Source organism: Vibrio sp. MarTm2, from assembly GCF_027587055.1.
GTDB classification, from domain to species: Bacteria; Pseudomonadota; Gammaproteobacteria; order Enterobacterales; family Vibrionaceae; genus Vibrio; species Vibrio sinaloensis_D.
In genome coordinates this window covers 1-563 of sequence record NZ_JAPPTK010000052.1, presented here as the reverse complement: position 1 = coordinate 563, position 563 = coordinate 1, and the positions used below count along the sequence as shown (strand labels likewise).

1 protein-coding gene is annotated in these 563 nt (G+C 51.5%); it reads right to left on the bottom strand.

Annotated features, from left to right (window positions below; translation table 11 throughout):
• Nucleotides 1–55 precede the first annotated feature (55 nt).
• The coding region (locus OH458_RS21975) for a hypothetical protein (protein WP_269979858.1) at nt 56–563 on the bottom strand (508 nt) is incomplete at its 5' end.

Below are 563 nucleotides of genomic sequence, written 5' to 3'. Positions count from 1 at the left end.
TGAAGGGCAACCTATAGGTTAAGTGGTTAACCTATAGGTTGGAGTGTGAAGGGCATCACCGATAATTTAGGGAGGTTTTCGCCCCTGTTTGGCAGTTAAACGCGCGTTTTTCAACGTTACCAATCCCATCACGCACGAGCATGTATTCCGCAATCGGCTTGTTGATTTTCTGCTTGTTGACCTTGGCCGAAACCAGCGAGGCAATCTCGCTAATCTCTAAGCCTTTTTTGTCAGCCAACCATTTGGCATCCGACATCGAGTTAACCGCGCCAATCCACCAAGTCGAGGATTGTTCGGTCACGGTTTTGGGGACTTCCTGACCACGCTGAAACACAGTGTGGATCACTAAGCCATACTGACGACCGCCGCGAAGCAGCTCCCCCGCTTTGCCCTTGAGTTTGCCGGAGGTCTCAACGCAGCTCGCCAACTCTTCGATAACAGCATGCAGCTTGGGCGCATGACCGTTCCCCACCGCCCACACTACGGCGCTAAAGAACTCTAATTCGTCAGCAATTGCACCTTGTTTAGGGATGTAAGCCAATTTAAATGGTTTCCCGTGGCGG